This window comes from Streptomyces sp. NBC_00193 (assembly GCF_026342735.1).
Lineage (GTDB): Bacteria > Actinomycetota > Actinomycetes > Streptomycetales > Streptomycetaceae > Streptomyces > Streptomyces stoeckheimensis.
In genome coordinates, this window is the sequence record NZ_JAPEMM010000002.1 from 1,503,789 (window position 1) to 1,529,546 (window position 25,758).

The following is a 25,758-nucleotide window of genomic DNA, read 5'->3' on the forward strand; positions in this document are numbered from 1 at the left end:
CACAGTGGAGGATCTCCCGTATCTCCCGGTCTCCGAGAGGAACACGCGATGTGGCAGCCCGACGGGTGGGACGTGCGCGTCCGCCTCGGCGTCCTCACCCCGCACGCCGATGTCGGCCCCGAGTCGGAGCTGCGTGCCATGGCTCCGGCCGACGTGGGCGTGCACGCCGCGCGGGTGCCGTTCCGCGCGATGGGGCGCGGCGGCGCGATGGACCCCACCATTCCGCTCGCCCCCGTACGGGCCTTCGCCGAGCCCCCGCACGTGGACGACGCCGCCGAGCTGCTGGCGGCCGCCCCGGTGTCGGTGATCGCCTACGCCTTCACCAGCTCCGCCTACGTCATCGGCCCGCGCGGGGAGGGGTACATGCTGGACCGGCTGCGCGAGCGCACCCACGGGCTTCCCGTGGTGGCCACCTGCGCCGCCACCGCCGAGGCGCTGCGGGCGCTGGACGCCGGCCGGATCGCCCTCGTGGACCCGCCGTGGTTCGACGAGACGCTGAGCGATCTGGGCCGGGGCTACTACGAGGACGCCGGGTTCGAGGTCCCGTACGCCGCCCCCTGCGGCCTCCCCAGCGGGCAGACCCTCATCGGGCCGCGGGCGCTGCACGACTGGGTGGCCTCGCACGTCCCCGACACCGCGGACGCGGTCGTGATCGGCGGCAACGGCTTCCGCGCGGTCGGGGCGATCGCGGCCCTGGAGGCCACCCTGGGCCGCCCGGTCCTGACCGCGAACCAGGCGCTCCTCTGGGCGGCCCTGCGCGCGGCGGCCACCCCGACCACCCCCGTCACGGCCTACGGCCGGCTGTTCTCGACGGCCTGAGGGCCGTGGCGCCTCCCTTGCCGCCTGGGCGCCGTGCGCCGAGCCGAAATATGATGAGCCCGGGTCTTTCGCGCAGCGGAAGCAGAGGCACATGGACGTGGACGTATCCCGGAGCGGTCCGTGACCCCGCGTCGGCCTCCCCGGCCGGCCAGCGCGGATCTGCTGAGCATGCTGGGCCGGCTCACCGCCCAGGCGCGGGAAGGCGCCGAGCTGCAGCGGGCCCGGGTGGAGCTGGCCGAGGCCCTGCAGCGCGAGTTGCTGCCCGCCTCCCTGCCCGTGGCGCCGGGGCTGAGGGCCGCGGCCCGGTACGCGCCCGCCCGGCGCGGCCTGGACATCGGCGGTGACTGGTACGACGGCTTCCGGGTGGCGGGCGGGGCGCTCGCCTTCTCCATAGGCGACGTACAGGGGCACGATGTGGCGGCCACCGCCTTCATGGGGCAGGTCCGGGTGTGTCTGCGCGCCGTGGCCTCCGTCGTCCTCGATCCCGGCGAGGTGCTGAGCCAGGCCAATGACGTGCTGCTCTCCATGGACAGCGAGCTGTTCGCGACCTGCAGTCTGCTCCGCTTCGATCCGCGGACGTGGGAGCTCCAGACGGCCCGCGCCGGCCACGTCCCCACCGTCTGGGCCACCGTCGACGGCCGGTACGGCATCGCCGAGGACGCCGGCGGTCCGCCGCTGGGCACGGTCCCCGGGGCCCGGTACCCGGTGACCCGCCGGAGGCTGACGGAGGCGGGCTCCATCGTCCTGGTCACCGACGGGGTGGTCGAAGGGCCGTCGTTCCCGATCGAGGCGGGGCTGGAGCGCGTGGCCCGGATCGTCGGGGAGGCGGCGGGGAGCGATCCCGACGAGCTGGCCGCCGAGGTGATGAAGGTGACCGATTTCACCGGCCACGCCGACGACGCCGCAGTGCTCGTCCTCAGCCACGACGCGGCCGGACCCCGCTAGGCCCCCGGCAACCGGCCACCCGTCCACGCGTGTCACGCCCTGCCGGGAGGCGCGGACCGTTGTCTGATGCAGGGGTGCGCACCGTGGAATGGCGACGTCCGGCCGGAACCCTCCTTCGGATCCTCGGGGTCGCCGTCGCCTACTACGCGACCGGTCGGCTCGGCCTGCGGCTGCACGTGAGCGTCGAGGGGGCGGTGGTCACGCCCCTGTGGCTGCCGACCGGGATCGCCCTCGCCTGCCTGCTGTGGTTCGGGCCCCGGATCTGGCCCGGCCTGGCGCTCGGGACCTACCTCTCCATCGAGCGGATCAGTGCCTTCGACCTCGTCGATCTCGGCATCATCGCGGGCAACACCCTCGCTCCGCTGTGCGCCTACGCGATGCTGCGCCGGGTGGGCTTCCGCCCCGAACTGGACCGGCTGCGGGACGGGCTGGCCCTGGTCTTCCTCGGCGGCCTGCTGCCGATGCTGATCAGCTCCACCACCGGGACCTGGACGCTGGTGCTCACCGGCGACCTGCCGGTGGCGAGCTTCTGGCCGGTGTGGTCGGCCTGGTGGGCCGGCGACACGATGGGCGTCCTCCTGCTGACCCCGCTGCTGCTGGTCCTGCGCCGGGCCCGGCTGCCCCGGGACCCGTACCGGGTGGCCGAGGCGGCGGCCCTGGCGGTCACGGTCGGCGCCGTCACCCTCACGGCCACCCGCAGCTCCCTGTCCCTGCTCTTCCTCGTCTTCCCGCTGCTCATCTGGGCCGCGGTGCGCTTCCGGCTCCCCGGCGCCGCACCGTGTGCCCTGCTCGTGTCCGTCCTGGCGATCACGGCGGCGACCGACCGGGCCGGGCCCTTCGCCGGCCACACCCTCCTGGAGATCATGGTCAACCTCCAGGCGCTCAACGGGGCGGCCGCCCTGACCGCGCTGCTGCTGGCGGCCCTCGTCACGGAGCAGGACGACATCCGCCAGAAGATCGAAGAGGTCTGCGAGGACCTGGCCGAGGTGGTGGCCCGCCTGGCCCCGCCGAAGGAATGACAGACGGCAGAACAAACCCTTGACTAAGACGAAATAGGGAGGAAACTCATCAATACACCGGAATACCGGATAGAGCCGCACCTCCTTCTGGAGACGTCCAGAAGCCCGCGTGACCCTTTTCCAGGCTCTGGCCAGGCCCCCGGCAGAAGTTGTCGACCAGGGGAGCCATCGGCGACGGCGGATGGCTCATGGAATCGACGACCTGCCGGGGACTGTCTTGTCCGCCTTGTCCGCCTTGTCCGCGGACCCTAGGCCGGCAGGATCACCCGCGGCGCGTCGGCCGTGTCGAGCACCGCCGCGATCCCCTGCGCGAGGCGGGGAATGCTGTTCGCCGGGATTCCCGCGATGTTGATCCGCCCCGAGGTGGTGCCGTAGACGGCGTACTGGCGGCGAAGCCTGAGCATCTGCTGCGGCGTGAGCGGCAGCATGGAGAACATCCCCTTCTGCCGTGCCAGCGACCGCGCCTGCTCCGCTCGGCCCAGCGCGCTCAAGTGGGCGACCAGATCGGCCCGGTTGGCCATGATCCGGCCCCGCATGACGTCCAGTTCCGCCCGCCAGGCGGCCCGTAGGCCCTCGTCCTCCAGGATCGTGGTCACGACGGCCGCGCCGTGCTCGGGCGGCATGGAGTAGAGCGTCCGGGCCGCGTTCTGCAGGGCCGTCTCGGCGTGCCGCACGGACCGGGCCGAGGCGCCGAGAACGATCGCGCAGCCGACGCGGTCGCTGTAGAGGCCGAAGTTCTTGGAGCAGCTGACCGCGATCAGCATTTCCGGTACGCGCTCCGCCAGCATCCGCGTGGCCAGCAGGTCGGCCTCCAGGCCGTCGCCGAGCCCGTGATAGGCGAGGTCGACGAAGGGCACCCAGCCGACGCGGGCGGCGGACTCGGCCAGCGCCTCCCAGTCGTCGAGGAGGGGGTCCACACCCGTGGGGTTGTGGCAGCACCCCTGGAGCAGGACGACGTCGTCCCGCCGGGCCTCGCGCAGTTCCCGCAGCACGCCCGCCGTGTCGAAGCCGCCCTCGGCGTCGCGCCAGCCGTACGGACGGACCTTCAGCCCGGCGGCCTCCAGGATGGGCCGGTGGTTGACGTACGCCGGATCGCTGACCCACACCGTGGTGCCCGGGCGGGTGCGCCAGATCAGATCGGCCAGCAGCCGCAGTGCGCCGGAGCCCGCGACGGTCTGGACGGCCGCGGCCCGGTCGGCCGCTCCGCCCGGGCCGGGGCCCAGGACCAGGTCCAGCAGGGAGCGGTTGAAGGCGGCGTTGCCGGAGAGCCCGCGGTACTCCTTGGACTCCGAGCGCTCCGCCAGGCGTATCTCGGCCTCGCGCACGGCGGCCATGACGGGCGTGGTTCCCGTCTGGTCCCGGTAGACCCCGAGGACGAGGTTCAGGCGTTCGGGCCGGTCGTCCGTGCCGAACTCGTAGGTCAGGTCCCACAGCGGGTCGGTGGGCGGCGGCGGGAGGAGCTCAAGCATCTGCGGGCACCTTGGGTCGTGGGCGGCGGTTGGCGAGGACGACGCCGGCGGTGATGAGGGGAACGCCGATGAGCACGGCGGTGGTCGGCGACTCGCCGAGCAGCGGGACGGCGAGCAGGACGACGGCGACGGGGCTGAGGCTGCCGACGACGGAGCTGCGCTCGGCGCCCAGCCTGCGGATGGCGAAGGCGTACAACAGGCCCGCGCACAGCCCGACTCCGAGCCCTTGCACCACCAGGAACAGCGCGATGTCGCTGCCCGCGGCATGCGCGATGCCCGTCGGCAGCACCCCGGTCAGGACCAGGACCCCGACCACCGCGAAGGAGGGCAGGCACAGCAGCCCGATCGATCCGACGGGGTCGAGGTCCACCTCGCGCAGGCCCACCGTGTAGAGGGCCCACAGCCCGCTGGCGACCAGGAGGATGCCGGAGCCGGCCAGCACGTCGGTGTCCACCGGGACGGCGTAGCGCCAGACGAGGGCGACCACACCGGCCGCGATCAGCGCGAGCCCGACGGACTGCGTCCCCCGGGGCAGGCCGTGGCCGCGGCGGACCATGATCGCGGAGACGAACAGCGGGACCATCCCGGGGACGATCGAGCCGACGAAGGCGGCGGAGGTCAGCGCGCCGCCGTGCATCGCCGCCAGGAAGAAGGGCACCCCCGCGCCACAGACGATCTTGAGTGCGACGCCCGGCCGCACCGCGGCGATGCGTCGGCGGCGCCGCCACAAGGCCGGGAGCAGGACGAGGAGGGGGACGCCGAACCTCAGCAGGGCCGCGTCGGCCGGCAGGAGGGAGGAGGCGCTCAGGGCGCGGGCGCTGAGCGCGAAGGCCGCCCAGATCGCCACGGTCAGCAGGAGGGCCAGCATGCCCTCGGCCTGCGGGGAGAGCCCGAACCGGCCGGGGTGTCCGGCCTTGTCGGGAGGCGCGGTCGCCGGGGTGGTGTTCGTCGCGACCAAGGAAATTGCTCCAGCCTCTGAGAGCGGACCGGTCCGGCCCGTTCCAGGGCAACGCTAGGGCTTCGGGCGGGGCAGTCGATTGCCAGTTCTGCCTCTCAGACATACGTTTGGGGCAGAATCTGCCAAGGATCCGCCGAGGAGTGGCCATGGACGCAGTCGATCTGCAGATCATCAGGGAATTGCAGGCCGACGGGCGCCTGTCCAACCAGGATCTGGCCGACCGCGTCAGACTCTCCCCGTCGCCCTGTCTACGCCGGGTCCGGCGCCTGGAGGAGGCGGGCCTCATCCGCGGCTACACCGCCATGGTCGACCAGGTCGCCTTCGGACTGCCGGTCACCGTGTTCGTCCGGATCCGCCTCGAACGCCACACGGCGGAAGCGGTGAGGCTGTTCGAGGAACACGTCGCGGTCATCGAGCACATCCAGGACTGCTACCTGATGGCGGGGAGCAGCGACTACCTGCTCCGGGTCGTCATCGAGGACCTCGAAGCCTACGAAGCCCTGGTGCGCCACCGGATCCACGCCATCCCCGGCATCGCCTCGATCGAGTCGAGCTTCGCGTACGGCAGCGTCAAACAGTCCAGGACGTACCCGCGGCCCCAGCCGGGCGCATCGAGGCGGTCAGCGTCCTCCTGAGCCGGTCACGGCGGCCGGCGGTCTGCTGCCGGCCGCTGGCCGCTGGCTGCCCGCCGTCGGCCGCCGAGGGGGCCCGGCCGGTCATCCGCCGATCGGAGCGGGTGCGGCGGCGAGGTGGCGGGCGACCTGCGCGGGGTGGGTGAGCTGGGGGTAGTGCCCGGCCCCGTCGATCTCCACCACCGGGTGGCCGACGGCCTCGACCAGCGGATCGGCCGACCCCACGAGGATCCGGACCGGGACGGTCACCCGGTCCAGCAGCGCCCGCGACCGCCTGCGTCCGGCGAGGTCCGTACGCAGGGCCGCGACCACGCGGCGCGCCACGCCGCGACGGCGCAGGTCCGCCGCGGCGCTCTCCACCTCCGCCCCCTCGGGGACACCGAGCGTCCGGGCCAGCCGGGCGGCGGACATGCGGCGCATCATCGGCGCGGCCAGGCCCGAGCGGGCGAGCCGGGAGGCGGGTGCCTGCAGGAACGCCGGGGAAATGAGCACGAGGCCGCTGATGCGGTCCGGGTGATCGACGGCGAAGCGCAGCGCGGGTCCGCAGGCCAGGGAGTGCGCGACCAGCGTGGGGCGGGTCCGCACCGGGCCCAGCAGATCGGCCAGCCACGCGTCCACCGGCCGGGCCGCGGCGGCCGAGCGGCCCAGGCCCGGCAGGTCGGGGGCCAGGACCGGGCCGGGGAGGAAGGCGGCGAGGGGCGCCCAGAGGTCCGCGTTCATCGGCAGTCCGTGCAGCAGGACGTGGTCGGGGCGGTGCCGCTCTCCGCTCACCCAGGTACGGCCGCCCGCCACCTCGGAGAAGCCGTACGGCCTCAGCCAGGGCGATGCGGCACCGAAGCGGGCGGCCACCAGCTCGTCGGCCCACCCGCGCAGGGCCTCGGCGGCCGGGGGCATCTCCAGGCCGGCGCCCGCCGCGAAGGCGCGGGCCGAGGCCGTCGGGTAGCGGTCGGTGGACAGGAACGCCAGCGTCTCGGGATCGGCGCCGGTCAGCTTGCGCGGCAGGCGCCGCAGCAGACCGGCGGGAACGGTCCGCCGAGGTGCCCGTACGCCGGTGTGGTCGGCGATGGTACCGATCAGCTCGGGCAGGAGCGGGGTGTTGTCGTCGAGCACCCAGTAGTGCTCGCCCGCGGGCGCCGCGGGGACCTCCGCGAGGAACCGTACGAAGTAGTCGATCGTGGCGATCGGCAGGAAGGTGTCCGGGCCGCCGGGCAGGGCGGGGAGCCGGCCGTTCCACAGGTCCTCGACGAGGGCGGCCAGGCCGATGTACTGGCCCGGCCCGATCACGGTGCTGGGGTTCGCGATGGTCAGCGGGACCCCCAGGGCGCGGGCCCGGGCGCGCACCGCGAGATCGCCTTCGAACTTCGACGCCTCGTACGCGCCCAGCCCGGCGTAGTCGGGGTGGCCCGCGGACGCGCTCACCCGGTACCCGCTGATGTGCACCAGCCGCCGCAGTCCGGGCAGTTCGGCGGCCCATTCGAGCACGTGGAGCGCCCCGGTGACGTTGGTCGCCCGCGCCTCCTGCACGCCGAGGCCGAAGGCGAAGCGGCCGGCGGCGTTGTAGACGTCGCGCACCTCGGGCAGCCCCGAGAGGGGTCGCGTGATGTCGGCGACGACGACGTCCAGCCCGCCGGTGTCGACGCCCTGGGAGATCAGCCAGGGGGTGAGGGTGTCGTTGCGCACGGCTGCCGCCACCCGCTGCCCCCGGGTGAGCAGTTCGGCGACGAGCGAGCGGCCGATGAATCCGGTCGCGCCGAAGACGATCGCGTCCATGAGAACCCCTTAAATAGATCGGTCTACATATTTTGAGGTCAAAAAGAAGCCCGCCGGTCGCGGCGGGCCATGTCGGGCGGGCCGTATCAGGCCAGCAGGGCGCCGACCTGACGGGAGACGCTGTCCAGCGGCCTCCTGCTGCGGTGCGCCCGGGCCAGCAGGAGCGCTCCCTCCACCAGGGCCAGGATCGTGACGGCGAGGTCGTCGGCGTCCGGGCGGCCCGCCAGTTGTGCGCGCAGGGCCTCCTGCCACGAGGCGTAGACCTCCGAGCACGCCTCGTGCAGCGGGTCGCTGGTGGCGGCCATCTCCAGCGCCACGGTGGCCACCGGACACCCCTTGCGCCAGCCCGACTCCTCCAGCCGGTCGCCCAGGTGCCGCAGCACCCCGTCGACGAACTCCGCCACGGACGGACTGGTGCCGGCCAGTCCCCCCAGGGCGTCACCGATCATCCCGCCGGCCCGCCGGACGGACTCGCCGACGAGCTGGTCCTTGCCGCCGGGAAAGTGGAAGTAGAGCGAGCCGCGGGGCGCGCCACTGGCCGCGATCACTTGATTGAGCCCGGCGCCGAAGTACCCGCCGGCCTCGATCAGCTCCTGCGTCGCGTCCAGCAGCCGGTCGCGCGTCTCGGCGCCTTTCTGTCCCATGACCGCAGACTAGACCGATCTACATATTCTTTCAATCGCCCTCGCGCCCCGGCCGAGCCGCTCAGGCATCCACCGCCGCCGCGAAGGCCCCGTAGGCACGCTCGTCGAACAGCACGAACCGCACCTCCTCCACCTCGGTCCGCACGGACCGTACGGTCTCCACCGCGATCCGCGCCCCGTCGTCCATCGGCCATCCGTAGATGCCGGTGGAGATCGCCGGGAAGGCGACGCTACGGGCTCCCAGCTCGTCGGCGACCCGCAGCGACTCCCGGTAGCAGGAGGCCAGCAGCTCGGAGCGGTCCTCGTCGCGCGACCAGACCGGGCCGACCGTGTGGATGACGTGGTCCGCCGGGAGCCTGCCGGCCGTGGTGGCGACGGCCCGGCCCGTCGGGAGGCCCTTGCCGTAGTGCGAGCGGCGCAGGTCCTCGCAGGCGGCCAGGATCTCCGGGCCGCCGCGCCGGTGGATGGCTCCGTCGACCCCGCCGCCGCCGAGGAGCGAGGAGTTCGCGGCGTTGACCACCGCGTCGGCCTCCTCGGCCGTGATGTCACCCAGAACGAGCGTGATGCGGGGCATCGGATTCCCTTCCTTCGCAGGTGGTGCAGGGTATCGACATCTCTACGGCCGCTTCGAGGCAATTGCGTCCACCGTGGGATCAGCGCGATGTCGTCTCGGCGGCCCCGGCCTTCTGCGCGGGGACGGTGCGCGGCTCCGGCCGGGTAGGGGTGCCGGCGGAGGCGGCCCCGGCCGCAGGGGCGGGAAGGATGCGGCTCAGCAGCGGACCGGTGAGCGCGGTGGTCGTCACCGCCATCACCACCATCAAGGAGTACAGCTTCGCGTCCAGGAGGCCGAGCTCCAGACCCACGCCGAGAACGACCAGTTCGGTGAGTCCGCGCGTGTTCAGCAGGGCGCCGAGCGCGGCCGCGTGGCGGCCGTCCAGCCCTCCGATGCGTGCGCCGACGTACGCGCCGACGAACTTCCCGGTCACGGCCACGACCAGGATGGCGGCCAGTTGGCCGAGGTCCGATGCGTTGAGCCGGGAGAGGTCGACCTTCAGGCCGGACAGGACGAAGTACACGGGGAGCAGGAGCAGACCGCAGAGCGGTTCGACCCGCTGCAGCACTCCGTCCCGGAGCGTGCCGTCCGTTCCCCGCGGCAGTACGGCACCGAACAGGAACGCGCCGAAGATGTAGTGCAGCCCCAGCCATTCGGTGAAGGCGGCCGAGACCAGGAGCCCGCCGAGTACGAGGGCGAGGAAGTTCCTGTTGCCCGCCCGGCCGCCCTGCTCGTCCTCCGAGACCGTGCGGGCCGCCCGGCGGAGCAGCGGGCGGACGACGGTGACCATCAGCGCCACGTACGGCACGAGCAGCATCAGCCACCAGTCGAAGCGCTCGCCGGTGGCGATGGCCACCACCACGGCGAGCAGCGTCCAGGCGAGCAGGTCGGTGATGGCGGCGCAGGCCAAGGCGGTCGCGCCGATCCGGGTGTTGGCCAGTTTGCGGTCGGCGATGATCCGCGCCAGTACGGGAAACGCCGTCACGGACATCGCGACCGAGAAGAACAGCACGAAGCCGACGGACGAGCCTTCGTGGTGCGAGGACACCAGGGTCAGCGCCAGTGCGGCGCCCAGCAGCAGCGGCAGCAGGGTCGAGCAGAGGGACGTCCACAGGGTGGCCCGTCCCCCGCCGCGCAGGATGCCGAGGTCGAGTTCACTGCCGACGACGAACATGAAGAGCGCGACGCCCACGCCGGCGAGTGCGTTGAGCAGGGGCCGTACCTCGGTGGGGAAGACGGCGCCCGAGAGCTGGCTGCCGAACAGGGTGGGGCCCAGCAGCACCCCGGTGAGGATCTCGCCGATCACCGCGGGCTGACCGAATCTGCGGGCCAGTGCCCCCATGGCTCGCGCCAGGCCCAGGATCACGGCCAGAGCCAGGAAGAGGTGGACGGCCTGGGACTCGGTCACCGCCGGCCTCCGGGCGCGTTCGGATCGTCACGCCTCGTCCTCGCAGAGGCAGAGCAGGTCGTCATCAAGAGAACTCCTCGAAACTCGTCGTGGGTACGACACGCCGAAGCTCCGGTGGTTCGGGGTGACTGGGGAAGCCACCCCGTTCGACCGGAGCCTCGGCGGAGTCCGGGGTCATCGCCCGGTCGGTTCGGCCTCAGCCGGTCGTGATGCTCGGCTCCGAAGCCCGGATGGTTCCCAGGAAGGGATGCCAGACGTGCTTCGGGTCGCTCTCCACCTCATTGATGACCGCGCGCATGGCGGTCAGGGCCCGGGGGCGCTCGTCGTACATGTCTCCCTGAAGGAGCTGCAGTACGTCCAAGCGGAACCTCGGGTGCTGCACGAAGACGCCGAAGAGGAGGTTCAGCCGGTAGTAGATCGAGATGAACTCGTACCAGTTCCGCGTTCCGATCTTCTGGAGGCGCGCGTATTCGGCGAACTGGGCGGCGTCGTAGCGGTCGGCCTTGAACGCCGCGACGATGTCCTCGCACGCCAGCCTGGCCGTGTTCATGGCGATGCCGACGCCGCTGGAGAAGATGGGGTCGACGAACCGGGCTGCGTCTCCGACCATGACGAACCGGTCTCCGCTGACCTGGTTCATCGAATAGCTGTAGTCGCCCTCCGCCTTGAAGGGCCGTACCCGCTCACACTTCTTGAGCTCTTCCGCGAGGTCGGGCCGCGAGCCGACGAACTCCCAGAAGAACTCCTCCCGATCCGCGTTGAGTTTCCCGAAGTTCTTCTTCTGCGTCACCACCCCGATGCTCGTGATGGTGTCCGTGATCGGAATCTGCCAGACCCAGGTGTCGCTGATCGGAAGGAAATGGACATGGATGTTGTCGATTTCCTTCGGCGATTTGGCAAGCGCCTTCCGGTCGAGGCCCTCGAACCAGGTGTGGATGGCGTACTGGTTGAAGTGCGGGTCCGCCACCTTGATCTTCTGCTGCCGGCCGAGGAACGTGCTGCGACCCGATGCGTCGACCACGACGCGCGCAGTGAAGTCCAGCGTACGAGGGCCCATGCCGACGGTCACGGTCACCTTGTCCGGGTCGTCGAAATCGACCTTCTGCACGCGGACGTTCTGGAACACCTGCGCGCCCAGGGACTCGGCGTTCTTCAGCAGGATGAGGTCGAACTTCCCGCGGTCGACGTGGTAGGTGAAGATCCGGTCGACCCCCTCCTGCGCACGCTCGCCGAAGGCGACCTCGGCATGGCCGTCGAAGTCCAGGCCGTCGAAATCCAGCGCCAGGGGGGCCGCATGGACCTTCCGGTACGTGTCCGGAGTCGTCCACGAGGCGCCGTACTTCTTGGGGAAACCGGCCGCCTCGATCTCCGCCATCGCGCCGGTCTCCAGCAGGACGCGCGTGGTGGCCGGGACCAGCGACTCGCCGACGTGCGGCCGGGGGAAGATCTCGCTCTCGAACACCGCGACCGAGAGCCCCGCCTTGGCGAGGTACGAAGCGGTGGTGGAGCCGCCCGGGCCGCCCCCCACGATGATCACGTCAAAGTCTACGGTCATTCCCAACCCCTCTTCGATCGGTGCGACTGAACAACGCCGAGCGAGCAGGAAAAGCGAATTCGCCTCACATTCCTCCTCGATTTGGCTCGAAACGCGGCGTCGCCCGACAGTCAATCCATGGAGCAGTCGGCAGCGCAAGCTTCTTCATCGAAGGTGGTAGTGGCGCCTATCAGAAGTACCCATTCACATTCCACCAGGCGGAAGTTCCATCGGGAATTGATGTCGCTTTGAATCCGGGGCTCACGCCGCCGTTATCGAGCCGTACCGGTTTCCCCGGCTTCGGTGAGGCCGCCGTCCCGGCCCCGCCCGAGCGTCCCTGCGATGGGCCGGCAGGGGGAACCCGGACCGTGTCGGACGGTGGGGAGGAGGCTGTGATCACGGCCGTCCCTAGGTTGGCAGCGCGGCCGGGGCATCCGGCCGACGGGTCCCGGGGACCCCCCGGATCCACGGTGCGCACACCCCCGCGGGAGCGAAACCCCATGGCAATCCCCTTGATCAGGACGGCCGCCCGGCTAGGGCTCGGCGTCGTCACGGCCATCGCCGTCTGTCCCCTGGTACCCGCGTCGGCGGCGGCCGGCGGGTCGGCGGACCTCGTGGTCCCCCGGGACCATCCGACGATCCAGGCAGCGGTCGACGCCGCCGCCCCCGGTGACCGGATCTCCGTCCGCCCGGGCATCTACCGCGAGCAGGTGGTGATCGGCAAGAACCTGTCGATCACCGGGTCGGGCGACGGGAAGACGACGATCCAGGCTCCGCAGACGCTGACCCCCGGCGACGACGGCGGCAACTCGATCGTCGAGATCCACAACGGCGCGTCGGTCTCGCTGTCCAAGCTCGCCGTCAGCGGGCCGGGCTCCGGCACCTGCGACAGCGGCGCGCTCGGCGCCGGCATCCGCGTGCTCGGGGGCGCGAGCCTCGACCTCGGCCACGCCGCCGTCACCCACATCACCGACACCCCGGCCGCGCCCTGCTTCCACAGCGCGACCGCCGTCCTCGTCGGGGACCTTCCGACCGGTACGGGCTCGGCCACCATCCGCGACACCAAGATCACGGGCTACCAGGGCGCGGGGGTGGTCGTCCTCAACACGGGGTCCTCCGCCACCATCGAGCGCAGCACCGTCACCGGGCACCCCACCGTGTCGACCGACGGCATCGAGTTCGTGGAGGGTGCGGTCGGCCGCGTCGTCAAGAGCACGGTCAGCGAGAACGAGTGCCGGGAACCCGACCCGGCCTGCGGCCCCGACTTCTTCAACGAGTTCCAGCACGCGGGGATCGTCGGCGACGCGCCGGGCACCGTCATCGAGCACAACCGGATCACCGGCAACCAGGTGGGCATCTACGTCGCCGGTACGGGCCTCACCATCGGCGGCAACGACCTCCGGAAGAACTCGTACGTCGGAATGGCCCTCCAGGACGGTTCGTTCACGCTCCGGAAGGACCGGATCACGGGCGGGGTGCACGGTGTCGCGGTCATCGCGTCGGCGGTCGACACGGACGCGGTGCTCGACGGCGTGAAGATCACGCAGACCTCGGGCGCGCCGGTACAGACCTTCGAGTGCTGCGGCTTCACCGCCACGGCGACCGTGAAGCCGTAGCGGCTTCCCGCCCGAGCGTCTTCACGTCCCCCCGTACCGGCCCTCGCCGTCCGCGTCCTCCAGGCGGGCGGCGAGCCGGGCGAGGGCCGGCAGGGCCGTGCGGAGCGCCTCACGGTCGGCGTCGGGCAGAGCCGTCAGCGCGTGCTCCAGGCGGCGTTCGTGGGCGCGGGTCCAGGCGGCCAGCCGCAGCCGGCCGGCATCGGTGGCGCTGACGGCGGCGGCGCGCCGGTCCTCGCTGTCCACCGCGCGGGTCACCAGCCCGTTCAGCACCATCGTGGCGACGAGTCCGCTCACCGTGGACTGTGCGAGGCGCTGGCGTGCGGCGAGTTCGCTGACGCGGACCGGGGAGTGTGCGACGCAGACCTGGAGGAGTTCCACCTGGGCCATGGGGAGCTGCTCCCAGGGGTACTCCGTACGGATCGAGGCGCGCAGGGCGCGGCGCAGGCGGGTGACGGCGGCGGTCAGCTCCCGGGCGTCGGGCGAGCCCGCACCGGGCTGCGTGTCCGGGGCACCGGGCGGGCCCGGCATATGTGCCATACCGACCACGCTACGCGCGCTCCGCCGAAGCCGGGCGCGGCCGGCAGGATCAGCACGGCGAGGTGTCCGCCGGTACAGGTCATCGGTTCGCCGCGGAAGAAAAGGCGGAAAGACCCGGTCCGTACGGGCCGAAAGACCGGAACACCTCTCCCGCCAGGGCCGACAGGGAAATCCCGGACGGAATTCTTTACGGATTTTCCCGGCATTTTTGTCTCCCTATACTTAGCGCCTCCTTATTCGCTTTCCGTTCACCCTGGAAGCCGATTCGGCCCGGTCCGCGAGCCTATGGTTCTGACGTCCCCACTCCACTCGCAGAGACGCGCAGAGACACGCACTCATGGACTCCTCCACGACTCTCATCGCGGTCACCATCGCCGTGGCCCTGCTCTTCGACTTCACCAACGGGTTCCACGACACCGCGAACGCCGTGGCCACCGCCATCGCCACCGGCGCACTGCGCCCCAAGGTCGCCGTGGCCATGTCCGCGGTGTGCAACCTCGCGGGCGCGTTCGTTTCGGTGGCGGTCGCCAAGACGATCTCCGGGGGCATCATCGACGAGCACGCCGGAATACGTCCGCCGGTCATCCTCGCCGCCCTGGCGGGGGCCGTCCTGTGGAATCTGGCGACCTGGCTGCTCGGAATTCCCAGCAGTTCCTCGCACGCCCTCGTGGGCGGACTGATCGGCGCCACCGTCGCCTCCGTGGGGCTCCAGGGGGTCGACACGATGGCCGTGGTCGGCAAGATCCTCGTCCCCGCCGTCCTCTCTCCGCTGATCGGCGGAGTCGTGGCGTACGCGGCGACGCGGGCGGCGGGCCGGCTGAGCGGCCCGGAGCGCGCGGAGCGAGCGGAGCACGAGACGGAGCGGGCAGGGGGCCGCGGGGCCCGCGCCGGGCAGGTGCTCGCCGCCGCCCTCGTGTCCCTGGCGCACGGCACCGGCGACGGGCAGAAGACCATGGGCGTGATCACGCTGACGCTGGTCACCGCGGGCTCCCTGCCCGCGGGGTCGGCGCCGCCGCTGTGGGTCATCGTGACCGCGGGGCTCACCATGGCCCTGGGCACCTACACGGGCGGCTGGCGCATCATCCGCACGCTCGGCACGGGCCTGACCCGGCTCGGCCCTCGGCAGGGCTGCGTGGCCCAGACGAGCGCGGCGGCCGTGCTGCTGACCACCTCCCACCTGGGCTTCGCGGTGTCCACCACGCACGCCGTCACCGGCAGCGTCGCCGGGGCCGGGCTCGCCACCCCCGGCGGGGTCCTGAGCCGGACGACCGTGCGGGCCATGCTCGTCTCCTGGGTCCTCACGCTCCCCGCGGCGGGGCTCGTCGCCGCCCTGGCCGTCCTGCTCACGGAGCAGGGCGCCTGGGGCCAGGACACCACGGCCGCCCTGCTGGTGTGCGCGACCCTCGCCTTCTGGGCCCGGTCCCGCCGTACGGCCGTCACCGCGCGGAACGTCGCCCCCGAGACGGCCACCGCCGCGGACACGGCCACCGCCACCGCCGGTTCCACGGGCGCCGCAACCGCGACCGCCTGAGCCCCGGTACGCATATCGTCACGTAAGGTCAAAAAGTGAAGGCATCGGGCAGGACGGTGGCAGCAGCGGGCCTGCGGTCCCGGATGACCGCCGGCTTCGGCGACGGAAGCATGGTCGTGCGCGCGGCGATCTCGGCGGGACTCTCCTGGTGGATCGCCTCCGTGCTGCTGCACTCCGACGCGGCCTCGCTCGCCCCCGCCGGCGCCGTCCTCGCCACGCAGACCACGCCCTTCGCCACCGCGCGCAAGAGCCTGCAGCGGGCGGCCGGCATCCTGTTCGGCTTCCTGCTCGGCGTGGCGGCCACCGCGTCGATCGGCACGAACACCGTGAGCGTCGCCCTCGTGGTGCTGGTCGGCATGTTCGCGGGACGCGCGATGAACCTCGGTTCGCAGATGCACCAGATCGCGCTCACCGCCGTGCTCGTGATGGGCGCCGCCACCAGCTTCGGGTACGGGGCCGCCCGGCTGGAGGACAACGTCGTCGGTGTGCTCGTCGGCACGTGCGTCGGCCTCGCGCTGCCCGCCCCCGGTTTCACCCGTCGTGCGGGTGAGGAACTGGCCCGCCTGAACCAGCGGATGGCCGCCCTGCTGGCCGAGATCGCCCGCGGCCTGGCCGAGGACGAGTGGGCCGCGCGCACCGGGGACTGGGTCCGGCGGGCCCGCTCCCTGTCGAAGGAGCTCGACGCGGTGCGCCAGGCCGTCCGCGAGGCCGAGGACGCCGTCCGGTGGCGGCCGCGCGGGCGGGTCGCACGACCCCGCCTGGCACGGCTCGCCGAGGCCACCCAGTGCCTGGACCACGTCGGCCACCAGGTCCGGGGGATCACCCGCGGCCTGTACAACCTGACGTTCCGCGAAGGCCGCCCGCCCGCCCTGCACTGGGCGCAGCACGAGGCACCCCTGCTGCCCCTGCGGGCCGACGCCCCGGCCGGGCTGGACGGGGTGCTGGCCGCGCTCGCCGCCATGCTGGGCGACCTGGCCGACGTACACGTGCGGGAGGAGGCCCCGCCGCCCGAGGTACGGGCCCGTCTGGCGGGGCTGCTCGGCGAGGCCGAGACCGGCTTCCTGCGGACCGCGCTGGCGCAGTCCCCCGCCTACGCGGACTGGCGGGTCCTGTGCACCGCCGGGATCCTGGAGGACGCCCGGAAGATGCTCCACGAACTGGACCCCTCGATCGGCCCCCACAAGGCCGCTTTCGGTTAGGCCGTCTCTTTCGGATCTTGCCGGCCCGGCAAGATCCGGAAGAGACGGCCTAACCGCGGGCGCGGCTCGGCCAGGCCGGCAAGGCGTACCCGTCCCGGGCGATCCGCCGGCATCGGCTTCCGACCGCGAGACCTACATGCAGCGGAACACGGTCGAGCGGTGCATCGACAAGCTCAAGCAGTGGCGTGGTCTGGCCACTCGCTACGACGAGACCGCCACTGTCCACCTCGCTGGACTCCACCTCGCAGCCATCTTCATCTGGTCAGCGCGGTGACTCCTGCCGGGCTGCCTGGACCCATCCCTCGTCGAGGTAAACCGTCCAGGTGTTTCCCACTGCCCTGTGCAGTTCAACCAAGGCCGCTACATCCGCGATGACTTCCGGAGCGTCGGACAGCCGCAACGGGGAATCCGGGACACCGTTGCGGGTGTAGGTCGGCAGCTCGCCGTTGCAGCTGAAGACGTGAAGCAGTGGCGGACCATCGCTGAACCATGCAGGGCGGTTCTCTTCCGCCCACGCCGCCGCGGCGTCGACTCGGTCCACATGCGCCAGTAGGTGCTCAGGAGCAGGCCCGCCGCTGAACTGCACGAGGAAGCCTTGAGAATCCACTGCCCACCAATCCCACGTGAATCCAGGCCGAGGGTGCCTCAGGATCGTCGTCATGCCTTCACCGTAGCCAGGCCGGAAAAGACAAGAGCGGTGAAGATCCGAAGGAAAGGGTCTAGTTGTCGAACCAGACGACGAGCCGGACGTGCTCAGGGCCGTGCGCGTCGGCGAGGGCCTTCATGGTCGCCCAGACCGGGGCCCACTCACCGTCCTCGGGCACCGCCTCCCGACGCGTCATGCGCTCCACCCGCATGATCCGGCCCCCCTGGACCCACTCATCGCCCTCGGATCGGCCGTCGAGGTTCTGGAACGACTTCCCCACTTCGCACAGGCCGCGCTCGACGCTGTACCGGTACTCGTGCACGCGGGCGTCGAGGGTGAGTGCGTGCTCGTCCCAGTCGACAGCCACCAGTTCCTCCCACCCGATCCAGGACGGACTGTGGAAGAGGTCCGGTGCGTCCTCGTACCGGCCCCGGACCTCGTCGGTCACGTCGGGCGGCAGCCCCCGCTCTTGAGCGAGGGGCCGGAAGCCGGCGTGGTTCCGGACGCCGAACAGGCAGCCGAAGGCGTCGTAGTTCCGTCCGCCGTACAGGAAAGCCAGGTCGATGGCGGCGCCCCAGCTCGAATCCTCCTCATCGATGGTGCCGTAGGTGACCCGGCACTCGATGAACCCGTGTATGTCCGCTCCCATGACGACGCATTCTCGTGTGCGGAGGGGCGACGCTCCAAAGGGGTTTGCTGCACCCGGCCCGGCTCGGCTCGGAAGCACGATCCGAATGGAGACGGCCTAGCCCTTTCCGCGCAGGTGGCGCCAGACGGCCTTGGCCGCGTTGTGGCCCGACATGCCGTGCACTCCGGGGCCGGGCGGGGTGGCCGAGGAGCACAGGAACACGGCCGGGTGGGGCGTGTTGTACGGGGACAGGGTGAGCTTGGGGCGCAGCAGGAGCTGGAGCCCGGAGGCCGCTCCGCAGGCGATGTCGCCGCCGACGTAGTTCGGGTTGCGGGCGGCGAGCTGCGGCGGGCCCGCCGTGGCGCGGGCGAGCACCAGGTCGCGGAACCCGGGTGCGAAGCGCTCCAGTTGGCGCTCGACGGCTTCGGTGAGGTCGCCGTCCCAGCCCGCCGGGACGTGCCCGTACACCCAGAAGGTGTGCTTGCCCTCGGGCGCCCGGCCCGGGTCGACCAGGCTGGGCTGTGCGGCGATGAGGAACGGGGTGCGCGGGACCCGCCCGCCGGAGGCCAGTTGCAGGGCCGCGTCGATGTCACGGGTGCGCGGACCGATCTGTACGGTGCCGGCCCGGCGCGCCTCCTCGGCGGTCCAGGGGACGGGGCCGTCCAGGGCGTAGTCCAGCTTGAACACGGAGGCGCCGTAGCGGTAGCCGTCGTAGACCCGGCCCAGGCGCGCGATGCGGGCCAGCGCGGTCGGGGAGGTGTCGAAGACGTACGCCCGGGCCGGCGGCAGGTCGTCGAGCCGCTTGACCTCGAACCCGGTGTGGACGGTCCCGCCGAGGTCGCGCAGGTACCCGGCGAGGGCGTCGGAGATCGACTGCGACCCTCCGCGCGGCATCGGCCAGCCGTTCGCGTGCGCGGCGAGGGCGAAGACCAGGCCGACGGCGCTGGTGCCGATCCCGCCTAGCGGGGCGATGACGTGCGCGACGAGCCCCGCGAACAGGGCGCGGGCACGGTCGTCGCGGAAGCGGCTCAGCAGCCAGGTGGAGGGCGGCAGCCCGGCCAGCCCGAAGCGGGCGAGGGTGAGGGGGTCACGGGGCAGTGCGGTGCTCGGCAGCGACATGAAGTCCCGGGCCAGGGTGTCCCACGTGCCGAGGAACGGGTCCACCAGCCGCCGGTACGTGCCCGCGTCGCGGGGCCCGAAGGACGCGGCCGTCTCCGCGACGGAGCGGGAGAGCACGGCCGCCGTGCCGTCGTCGAAGGGGTGCGCCATGGGCAGCGGGGCGTGCAGCCACTCCAGCCCGTACCGCTTGAGGGGCATGGTGGAGAAGACCGGGGAGCCGGCGCCGAGCGGGTGCACCGCCGAGCAGGGGTCGTGCCGGAAGCCGGGGAGGGTGAGCTCCTCGGTCCGGGCTCCGCCGCCGACGGTGTCCGCGGCTTCGAAGACGGCCACCGAGAAGCCGCGCCGGGCCAGTTCAACGGCGGCCGTCAGCCCGTTGGGCCCGGCCCCCACCACGACCGCATCGAGGATCGACGGCACTTGCGACTCCTTCGTCCGGCGGCGCCACCGCCCCCAGGGTATTGCGCCTGTCCATAGGCGGCTCAGAGATCCGCGCCGACTCCGTTCGCTGTGGGCTCAGCCGCGCAGCAGATCCCGGATCCGTACGGCCGTGGCCTCGTCCCGGCCGACCGCGAACGGCAGCGCGTTGTCCCGGTCCACCCGGAAGGGGACTCCGTCGACGGTGCTCTGGGAGCCGCCCGCCTCGGCGACCAGCAGCAGCCCGGCCGCGTGGTCCCAGGCCGAGGGCCAGTTGAAGGCCAGGCCGTCCATCTCTCCCCGGGCCACCTTCAGGTACTCCAGGCCCGCCGAACCGCAGGCCCGGGAGACCACCCCGGGCACGTCGAGACGCGCCAGGACGCGCCGCTCGGCCTCGGTGGTGTACAGCGGGTGAGCGGTCGCGACCCGCAGTTCGGCGCCGGGATCCGGCGAACCGCTCAGGATCCGCTCGCCGTTGACGTACGCGCCCTGTCCGCGCACGGCGGTGGACATCTGCTCCAGCGCCGGGGCGAAGGTCCAGGACGCGAGAAGCTCCCCGCGGTGCGCGAGCGCGACCAGGGTGCAGAACTCCGGCTCGCCGTGCACGAACTGCCGGGTCCCGTCGACGGGGTCCACGATCCACACCGGGGCGTCGGCGCGCAGCGCGCCGTAGACCGTGGGATCGGCGTGCACCGCTTCCTCGCCGACCACGGCCGAGCCGGGCAGCAGCCGGGTCAGCGCCTCCGTGAGGTACTCCTCGGCCTTGCGGTCGGCGTCGGTCACCAGGTCGTGCGGGCCGTTCTTCTCGTCCACCTCGTGGTCCGCGAGCCGGCGGAACCTCGGCATGATCTCGATCGCCGCCGCTTTGCGAACGGCTTCGTCGACGTCGGACAGGTTCCGGGCGAGGAATTCATCGATCATGCCTCCAGCAAAGCACGCCCGGCTGACAAACCCCACCGCCGGACCCGGCGGGCGGCCGGACCCCGGGTGGACCGCGGATGAACGCGCCGCCGGGCGGGCGGCGGGACCGGAACCCGGTCCGCCTCCTGGTGGGCTCGGGCGGCCCGTGCTACACCGGCCGGGCCCGGCCCCTCCCCCCTCTCCCCCACACCACCGTCTGGGAGCCCTTCATGCGCCGCTCCGCCCTCTCCGCCCTCTCCTCCCGCCCCCTCCGCCGCGCCGCCGCCCTGCTCGCGACCGCCGCCACCGCCGCGGCCGCGCTCGTGGTCGCCGCGCCCGCCGCCCCCGTGGGCGCCGCGTCCGTCCTGCCCTCGCTGCCCGCGCCCAACGCGGCCGGGCTGACCCTGCGGACCTGGTCGGTGGCCGCGGGACAGAGCGAACGCATGGGCGACGCCTCCGTGACCTCAGCCGCCGTCTTCGCCGCGCACGGCGGCACCCCCTCGATCTATCCGGTCCAGGTGCCGGTGCGGGTGCGCATCCTGCTGCCCGAGGACTACCAGCGGGACCCGGCGCACCCCTACCCCGTGCTGTACCTGCTGCACGGCGGCACGGGCGACGTGGAGCAGTGGTCGAAGACCGACGAGGGCAATGTCACGGCGAACCTGAAGGACTCCGCCTTCAAGGGCATCGTCGTGATGCCGGAGGGCGGCAAGGCCGGCTGGTACAGCGACTGGCCCGGGCACACGGACGGCTTCTTCGCCCCGCAGTGGGAGACCTTCCACGTCCAGCAGCTGGTCCCGTGGATCGACGCCAACTTCAACACCGTGCGAGCGGCCTCCGGGCGCGCGGTCGCGGGCGTCTCGATGGGCGGTTACGGGGCCCTGCGCTACGCCGGCCGCCACCCGGAGCTGTTCTCCGCCGTCGGCGCCTTCTCCCCCGGCACGGACATCTACGACCCGGGCGCGCAGAGCATCATCACCAACTCCACCTGGCAGGTGGGGGCTTCGATCCTGTGGACGGGCCTGTTCGACGGGAAGTTCCGGGTGACCGGCGACACCCCGTACCGGATGGCCACGGTCTTCGGCCCGCCGAGCACCTGGCCGGGGCAGAACCCGGTCAACCTGGCGCTCGACGGCAAGTACGCCTCGTACGGCGGGAAGATGGCCCTGTACGCGGGCGGCACGGGCGGTACGGGCGAGAAGGAGATCGGCGCGATGACCGCGGCGCTCCACCAGGACCTGAAGGACCGCGCGGTCACCCACCGCTACTGCCGGGGCGCGGGCGACCACGCGTGGCCCTACTGGGGCCCGGAGCTCAGGGACTTCGTGGCCTACGCCTACGGCCCGGCCACGGGGTCCGCGGCCCCCTGCCCCAACGGCTGGGGGCCGGAGACTCCGTAGCCGCGCTCCGGGATCAGTGTTCGTAGGCGCCGTCCTGGAGGAACTGCGGTCCCTGATCCCCCTGCAGGTACTGCGCGCCCTGCTCCCCGAGCGGACCCAACAGGCCCTGCGGCGCGACGCTGCTGTGGTTGTCCGCGAAGGCGGGGCCGGCGCCCAGCGCGGCCAGGGCGAAGGCGGCGGTGGCGGCCATGGCAGCGGCTCTGATGTTCATGAGGGTCCCCCCGGGTCCGGCCGGCCCCTGGTCGGGCCGGCTCGGGACCAGGCTGTCAGGACCGGCCGGAGTCCTGCAACGGCATCGGGGTGATCCGCTCAGCGCGCCCCGGCCCCGAGGTCCTCCAGGAGCGCCAGTCCCGCCGCACGGTGCTCGGCGGCCGCGGCCGGATCCGTGTCGTCCAGCAGGACCGCGATCCCCTCGTGGGCCAGCGCCTCCTCGTGCCGGTACCCGAGCCCGGGGGCCAGCTCCAGCGTCTGCCGGTGCAGGCTCAGGGCCTCCTCGGGCAGTCCGGCGAGCCGGCAGGTCTCGGCGTAGGCGCCCAGGAAGCGGACCTTCCAGTGGTCCTCGAACAGCTCGTCCAGCAGGGCGAACGCCTCCCGGTGGCTGGTCAGGGCCTCCTCGTACCGGCCCATCCGGCGCAGCCCGACGCCCAGGCAGTTGAGGGACCACGCCTCGTTGTTCACGTGGCCGTCCTCGCGGGCCAGGGCCAGCGCCCGGTGCAGGTGCTGCGACGCCTCCTCGGGCGACTCCGCGGCGATGGCCACGCCGAGGGTGATGCTGGCCGTCAGGGTGGGCGGCCACGCGGGGTCCGGGTGGGACACCTCCAGCACCTCCCGGGCCCGGCCGGCCGCTTCCTCGCGCTCGCCCAGCTGGAGCAGCGCCCAGGCCTCCGCGGCGGCCGCGTGGGCCGCGCCCGCCGGGAGACCGGCTTCCCCGTACAGCTTCCCGGCCAGCCGGAACAGTTCGAGCGGCTCCTCGGCGCTCCCCCGGTCCCAGCTCAGATAGCCGCGGCGCAGGGCCAGTTCGGCTTCCGAGCGGGTGTCCCCCGCCTGTACCACCCGTAGTCCGGCGGCCTCGTACGCCGCTGCGGCCTCGGCCATCCGGCCCGCGTTGTAGCGCGCGAAGCCCAGGTCGCTGTAGGCCTCGGCCAGGCGCAGCGGGTCTCCCAGGCGTTCGGCGGCGGCCAGCGAGCGCTCGAAGAGGTGGTTGAGGTGGGTCGTGCCGCAGCGCCGTGCGAAGTACGCCCGCAGGAAGCGCGGCAGCTCGCACACGTGCGTGTCCGCCCCGACGGCGACCGCCGTCTCGAAGGCGGCGATCATCGTCTCGTATTCCGAGGTGAGCCAGGCGCAGGCCGCGTGCTTGTCGGCGAACCGCGGCAGTTCGGCCGGGGGCCGGCCCGCGGAGGGCAGCCGTCCCGGCGAGAGGACCGGCATCGCCGCGTCGGCCGCGGCCGCCGCGTGCACGAAGTAGTCGAGGAAGCGGCCCAGCGCGCGCTCCCGATCGGCCGGGGAGTCCTGCTGCGCGCAGGCGCCGCGCGCGTGCTGGTGCACCAGGTCGTGCAGCCGGTAGCGGCCCGCCGTCGGCTGCTGGACCAGGTGTGCGTCGACCAGGTCCTCCAGCATCTCCCGGGCGTCGCGCAGCGGTACGTCCGCCAGGGCCGCGGCCGCGTACGCGTCGAAGGACCCGCCGGGCAGCAGGCCCAGCATCCGGAACAACCGCGCCTGGGCCCGGTCCAGTTGCCGTACGGACATGGCGAAGGCGGTGTCGAACTCGCTCGCGCCCTCCGCCAGCCGCTCCACGAGGATGCCCACCGTCCAGCCGGGCCGGTGCCGCAGCCGGGCCGCGGCCAGCCGCAGGGCCAGCGGCAGGTGGCCACAGAGCCGCAGCACCTCGGCGGCGGACTCCGGTTCGCGGGCGAGGCGGCCTTCGGAGCCGCCCGGGTCCCCGCTGGCCCGGGCGAGCAGCTCCGCGCTCTCCCGCGGGCTGAGCACGTCGAGCGAGACCGGCGGCACCTCGTCGAGGCCCAGCAGCCGGTTGCGGCTGGTGATCAGGACGACGGAGTCGCCCGCGCCGGGCAGCAGCGGGCGGACCTGCTCCGCGTCGGCCGCGTTGTCGACGACCACGAGGGCGCGCCGGCCCGCCAGCTCCGCGCGCCAGCAGGCCGCCAGCTGTTCGAGGCCCTCCTGCGGGACCCGCTCGGACGGCACGTCGAGCGCCCCGAGCAGCATCCGCAGCGCCGAGTCGGGATCCAGGGGTTCCCGGCCCTCGGTGAATCCGTGCAGGTCCACGTAGAGCTGGGCGTCCGGGTAGTCGGCGGCGAGCCGGTGCGCTGCGTGCACCGTCAGGCAGGTCTTGCCCACGCCCGCCATGCCGTCGACGGCGACACCCCGGTGGCTGTCCACCGCGGCGAGCACGGCGGCGAGTTGGCTCTCGCGTCCGGTGAAGTCGGGGACGTCGCGGGGCAGATCGTTGCGGGGCCGCGGCTGGACCTGGCGGCTGGTCTTCGGGGGCGCCGGCAGCGGGTTGGCCGACCCGAGCTCCCAGAGGGGGCGCAGCGGGCGGGGATCGCGTTTGACCAGGCGGCAGAGGGCGACCACCGCGGGCCAGGGCGGCGCGGTCTGGCCGCTGAGGTAGCGCGAGAGCGAGGAGGAGCTCAGTCCCGCCTCCTTCGCGAGGGCCCGTACACCGAGGCCGGAAAGCTCCTGGAGCAGCCGCAGCCGTGCGGCCAGCTCGCCCTGCGGGTCGGCTCCGGCCGTCCGCCGTTCCATGTCCACGGTTCCCCCCGTATCCCTGTCCCGCCGCGCCCGAATTATCTCGGCCCCCGTCTCCGCTGGTCAAGGATGTTCCGCCTGTCCCAGGGTGTCCCACCGCCATCGTCGCGACGGGCCGCTGCGGCTGTTATGGAGTCACACCCCGAGGGGGGCACCGGAAACCCGGGGCGACCCCGGAGGACCGGAAGACCAGTAGAGGAGCACACCGAGATGCAGTCCCGCATGCAGAACCCCGCCGTCGTCCTGTCCGGTGCGATGCAGCCCATCCAGGAGATCTTCAAGGCCGTCCACTCCGGTGGGGTGGACGGGCAGACGCTGGAGCTGGTCCACCTGCGGGTGAGCCAGATCAACGGGTGCAGCTCCTGTGTCGACAGCGGCGCCAAGGCGGCCCGCAAGGCCGGGGTGAGCGAGGAGCGGCTGGCCACGGTCTCCGTCTGGCGCGAGACCCCGTACTTCACCGAGGAGGAGCGGGCGGCCCTGCTGCTGGCCGAGGCCGCGACCCGGCTGGCCGACCGTCCCGACGCGGTGAGCGACGAGGTCTGGGACACGGCCGCCACCTACTTCGACGAGAAGCAGCTCGCCGCGCTCGTCCTGATGATCGGTGTCACGAACCTGTTCAACCGGCTCAACGCCACGACCCGCCAGATCGCCGGCTCGTGGTGACGACGGGAGCGGACCGCCCCGCTCCCTGGCCGGGCCATCCGGCCCGGCCATCCGGCCCGACCACCCGAACTCCCACCCGACTCCCGTGAGGAAAACCGCCATGACGAACACCGACCGACCCGCGAAGAGCACGTTCGAAGGGTTCACCGACGAGGAACGCGCCGCGATGAAGGACCACGCCAAGGAGCTGAAGGCGTCCGCGCGCCGCGGATCCCGCGCCGACAAGGCGGCGGAGGAGGAGGCCTCCGTGGTCGCGAAGATCGCCGAGATGCAGGACTCCGACCGGGTCATGGCGGAGCGGATCCACGCGATCGTCAAGGCGAGCGCGCCCGGCCTCGCACCGAAGCTCTGGTACGGGATGCCGGCGTACGCCCGGGACGGCAAGGTGGTCTGTTTCTTCCAGAGCGCGGAGAAGTTCAAGGCCCGCTTCGCGACGCTCGGCTTCAGCGATCAGGCCCACCTCGACGAGGGATCCATGTGGCCGACCTCCTACGCCCTGACGCAGCTGACGGCCGCGAACGAGGAGATGATCGCCACCCTGGTGAAGAACGCGGCACACTGAGAGGCACACTGAGAGGAAGCCTGCCG

At 72.5% G+C, this 25,758-nt stretch carries 24 protein-coding genes and 1 pseudogene; 11 read left to right on the forward strand and 14 right to left on the reverse strand.

Going from position 1 to position 25,758, the window contains the following annotated elements:
• Nucleotides 1-48 precede the first annotated feature (48 nt).
• From OG898_RS34945 to OG898_RS34955, 3 genes are all read left to right on the forward strand, one after another.
• Nucleotides 49-819, forward strand: coding sequence for an aspartate/glutamate racemase family protein (locus OG898_RS34945; protein ID WP_250740430.1), 771 nt, complete (start codon nt 49-51; stop codon nt 817-819).
• Nucleotides 820-939: 120 nt separating this feature from the next.
• The gene (locus tag OG898_RS34950; protein WP_266962601.1) at nt 940-1,764 is read left to right on the forward strand and encodes a PP2C family protein-serine/threonine phosphatase; all 825 of its coding nucleotides are present in this window, start codon (nt 940-942) and stop codon (nt 1,762-1,764) included.
• Between the two features lie 74 nt (nt 1,765-1,838).
• Complete coding sequence (locus OG898_RS34955) at nt 1,839-2,783, forward strand: MASE1 domain-containing protein (RefSeq protein ID WP_250740432.1); 945 nt, start codon at nt 1,839-1,841, stop codon at nt 2,781-2,783.
• A gap of 248 nt (nt 2,784-3,031) precedes the next feature.
• Here the strand turns inward: OG898_RS34955 and OG898_RS34960 are convergent, their stop codons facing one another.
• On the reverse strand, nt 3,032-4,252 hold the full coding sequence (locus OG898_RS34960; protein WP_266962603.1) for an aromatic amino acid transaminase: 1,221 nt from the start codon (nt 4,250-4,252) through the stop codon (nt 3,032-3,034).
• The gene (locus tag OG898_RS34965) at nt 4,245-5,210 is read right to left on the reverse strand and encodes a DMT family transporter (RefSeq protein WP_266962605.1); all 966 of its coding nucleotides are present in this window, start codon (nt 5,208-5,210) and stop codon (nt 4,245-4,247) included. The genes OG898_RS34960 and OG898_RS34965 overlap by 8 nt, the downstream gene beginning before the upstream one ends.
• 146 nt (nt 5,211-5,356) lie before the next feature.
• On the opposite strand from OG898_RS34965, the gene OG898_RS34970 reads away from it, so the two are divergent.
• A complete protein-coding gene (locus tag OG898_RS34970) occupies nt 5,357-5,845 on the forward strand; it encodes an Lrp/AsnC family transcriptional regulator (protein ID WP_284716114.1) in 489 nt (162 codons plus the stop codon).
• Nucleotides 5,846-5,926: 81 nt separating this feature from the next.
• On the opposite strand, the gene OG898_RS34975 is transcribed toward OG898_RS34970, so the two are convergent.
• The 5 genes from OG898_RS34975 to OG898_RS34995 form a co-directional block, all read right to left on the reverse strand.
• Nucleotides 5,927-7,612 carry an alpha/beta fold hydrolase gene (locus tag OG898_RS34975; RefSeq protein WP_266962608.1) on the reverse strand — a complete coding sequence of 562 codons (1,686 nt, stop codon included), beginning with the start codon at nt 7,610-7,612 and terminating at the stop codon, nt 5,927-5,929.
• A gap of 86 nt (nt 7,613-7,698) precedes the next feature.
• Entirely contained in the window at nt 7,699-8,256 is a 558-nt protein-coding gene (locus tag OG898_RS34980) for a TetR/AcrR family transcriptional regulator (protein ID WP_266962610.1), read from the reverse strand.
• A 61-nt stretch (nt 8,257-8,317) separates the two neighbouring features.
• Nucleotides 8,318-8,830, reverse strand: a complete 513-nt coding sequence (locus tag OG898_RS34985; RefSeq protein WP_250740438.1) for an O-acetyl-ADP-ribose deacetylase — start codon at nt 8,828-8,830, stop codon at nt 8,318-8,320.
• Nucleotides 8,831-8,909: 79 nt separating this feature from the next.
• Nucleotides 8,910-10,217, reverse strand: a complete 1,308-nt coding sequence (locus OG898_RS34990) for a cation:proton antiporter (protein WP_266962613.1) — start codon at nt 10,215-10,217, stop codon at nt 8,910-8,912.
• 196 nt (nt 10,218-10,413) lie between these two features.
• Nucleotides 10,414-11,772 (reverse strand): NAD(P)/FAD-dependent oxidoreductase, encoded by a 1,359-nt coding sequence (locus OG898_RS34995; protein ID WP_266962615.1) that lies wholly within the window; start codon nt 11,770-11,772, stop codon nt 10,414-10,416.
• 479 nt (nt 11,773-12,251) lie between these two features.
• On the opposite strand from OG898_RS34995, the gene OG898_RS35000 reads away from it, so the two are divergent.
• Nucleotides 12,252-13,367, forward strand: a complete 1,116-nt coding sequence (locus tag OG898_RS35000) for a nitrous oxide reductase family maturation protein NosD (protein WP_250740441.1) — start codon at nt 12,252-12,254, stop codon at nt 13,365-13,367.
• 21 nt (nt 13,368-13,388) lie between these two features.
• On the opposite strand, the gene OG898_RS35005 is transcribed toward OG898_RS35000, so the two are convergent.
• Nucleotides 13,389-13,904, reverse strand: coding sequence for a MarR family winged helix-turn-helix transcriptional regulator (locus OG898_RS35005; RefSeq protein ID WP_250740442.1), 516 nt, complete (start codon nt 13,902-13,904; stop codon nt 13,389-13,391).
• 337 nt (nt 13,905-14,241) lie between these two features.
• On the opposite strand from OG898_RS35005, the gene OG898_RS35010 reads away from it, so the two are divergent.
• The 3 genes and pseudogenes from OG898_RS35010 to OG898_RS35020 form a co-directional block, all read left to right on the forward strand.
• Entirely contained in the window at nt 14,242-15,435 is a 1,194-nt protein-coding gene (locus OG898_RS35010; RefSeq protein WP_266962618.1) for an inorganic phosphate transporter, read from the forward strand.
• A 35-nt stretch (nt 15,436-15,470) separates the two neighbouring features.
• The gene (locus tag OG898_RS35015; RefSeq protein WP_266962620.1) at nt 15,471-16,634 is read left to right on the forward strand and encodes an aromatic acid exporter family protein; all 1,164 of its coding nucleotides are present in this window, start codon (nt 15,471-15,473) and stop codon (nt 16,632-16,634) included.
• Between the two features lie 121 nt (nt 16,635-16,755).
• Nucleotides 16,756-16,908 (forward strand): annotated as a pseudogene (locus tag OG898_RS35020) (IS5/IS1182 family transposase); the annotation flags it as partial.
• On the opposite strand, the gene OG898_RS35025 reads toward OG898_RS35020, so the two are convergent.
• The 4 genes from OG898_RS35025 to OG898_RS35040 all read right to left on the reverse strand — a co-directional run bounded on the left by OG898_RS35025 (nt 16,897) and on the right by OG898_RS35040 (nt 20,362).
• Nucleotides 16,897-17,295: a hypothetical protein gene (locus tag OG898_RS35025; RefSeq protein WP_250740445.1), complete on the reverse strand. Its 399-nt coding sequence runs from the start codon at nt 17,293-17,295 to the stop codon at nt 16,897-16,899. The pseudogene OG898_RS35020 and the gene OG898_RS35025 overlap by 12 nt on opposite strands.
• 58 nt (nt 17,296-17,353) lie before the next feature.
• Nucleotides 17,354-17,929, reverse strand: a complete 576-nt coding sequence (locus tag OG898_RS35030; RefSeq protein ID WP_250740446.1) for a hypothetical protein — start codon at nt 17,927-17,929, stop codon at nt 17,354-17,356.
• 96 nt (nt 17,930-18,025) lie between these two features.
• Entirely contained in the window at nt 18,026-19,444 is a 1,419-nt protein-coding gene (locus tag OG898_RS35035; protein WP_250740447.1) for an NAD(P)/FAD-dependent oxidoreductase, read from the reverse strand.
• Nucleotides 19,445-19,540: 96 nt separating this feature from the next.
• Nucleotides 19,541-20,362: an inositol monophosphatase family protein gene (locus OG898_RS35040; RefSeq protein ID WP_266962624.1), complete on the reverse strand. Its 822-nt coding sequence runs from the start codon at nt 20,360-20,362 to the stop codon at nt 19,541-19,543.
• Between the two features lie 209 nt (nt 20,363-20,571).
• Here OG898_RS35040 and OG898_RS35045 point away from each other — a divergent pair, with 209 nt between their 5' ends.
• Nucleotides 20,572-21,741: an alpha/beta hydrolase family protein gene (locus tag OG898_RS35045; protein WP_266962626.1), complete on the forward strand. Its 1,170-nt coding sequence runs from the start codon at nt 20,572-20,574 to the stop codon at nt 21,739-21,741.
• 13 nt (nt 21,742-21,754) lie between these two features.
• On the opposite strand, the gene OG898_RS35050 is transcribed toward OG898_RS35045, so the two are convergent.
• The gene (locus tag OG898_RS35050; RefSeq protein ID WP_266962628.1) at nt 21,755-21,952 is read right to left on the reverse strand and encodes a hypothetical protein; all 198 of its coding nucleotides are present in this window, start codon (nt 21,950-21,952) and stop codon (nt 21,755-21,757) included.
• Between the two features lie 98 nt (nt 21,953-22,050).
• The gene (locus tag OG898_RS35055) at nt 22,051-24,504 is read right to left on the reverse strand and encodes a tetratricopeptide repeat protein (protein WP_266962630.1); all 2,454 of its coding nucleotides are present in this window, start codon (nt 24,502-24,504) and stop codon (nt 22,051-22,053) included.
• 213 nt (nt 24,505-24,717) lie between these two features.
• Here OG898_RS35055 and OG898_RS35060 point away from each other — a divergent pair, with 213 nt between their 5' ends.
• Entirely contained in the window at nt 24,718-25,170 is a 453-nt protein-coding gene (locus tag OG898_RS35060; protein ID WP_250740452.1) for a carboxymuconolactone decarboxylase family protein, read from the forward strand.
• Between the two features lie 100 nt (nt 25,171-25,270).
• On the forward strand, nt 25,271-25,732 hold the full coding sequence (locus OG898_RS35065; protein ID WP_250740453.1) for an iron chaperone: 462 nt from the start codon (nt 25,271-25,273) through the stop codon (nt 25,730-25,732).
• The last annotated feature ends 26 nt before the right edge of the window (nt 25,733-25,758 follow it).